The sequence below is a fragment of the Vibrio sp. YT-19(2023) genome, from assembly GCF_033337395.1.
The window spans coordinates 1-688 of record NZ_JAWOQN010000523.1 but is presented as its reverse complement, the minus strand read 5'-3'; the positions used below and the strand labels follow the sequence as shown (position 1 = coordinate 688).

Sequence of the window (688 nt, the reverse complement as noted above, 5' to 3'; positions counted from 1 at the left end):
GGACTTCTATGCTTGATTCTGTGGCTTCCAAACCGGAGCTGGCGGAGTTACTGACATTAACAAAGACGGAGCAAATTCTCCATCTTGCACAAATCAATGTCGAACTTGAACCGCTGTCGGCACAAGAGCGAGTAAAGTGGGCTTTGGAAAATCTGGATGGAGAGTTTGCGGTATCCTCAAGCTTTGGTATCCAAGCCGCTGTCATGCTTCATCTTGTGACTCAAGAAAAACCTGATATCCCAATTATTCTTACGGATACCGGATATCTGTTTGCAGAAACGTATCGCTTTATTGATGAGTTGACAGAAAAACTCAACCTTAATCTAAAAGTTTATCGAGCGGAGCAAAGTGCTCAATGGCAAGAAGCACGTTATGGCAAATTATGGGAGCAGGGCGTTGAGGGGATCGAGAAGTACAACAAAATAAATAAAGTCGAGCCAATGCGTCGTGCATTGAAAGAACTTAATGTTGGAACATGGTTTTCAGGTTTACGTAGAGAGCAAAGTAAATCACGAGCGGGTTTACCGATACTGTCGATTCAAAATGGCGTGTTTAAGTTTCTGCCCGTAATCGATTGGACTAATAAAGATGTTCACTACTACCTCGAGCAACATGGTCTTACCTATCATCCACTTTGGGAAGAAGGTTACTTGTCTGTTGGGGATACACATACGACACGTAAATGGGA

Annotated in this window: 1 protein-coding gene; it reads left to right on the top strand. The window is 43.2% G+C overall.

From position 1 onward, the window contains the following. Window positions 1-8: 8 nt before the first annotated feature. Window positions 9-688, top strand: a 680-nt coding sequence (locus R7E78_RS26880) for a phosphoadenylyl-sulfate reductase (RefSeq protein WP_318058709.1), incomplete at its 3' end; no start/stop codon positions are given.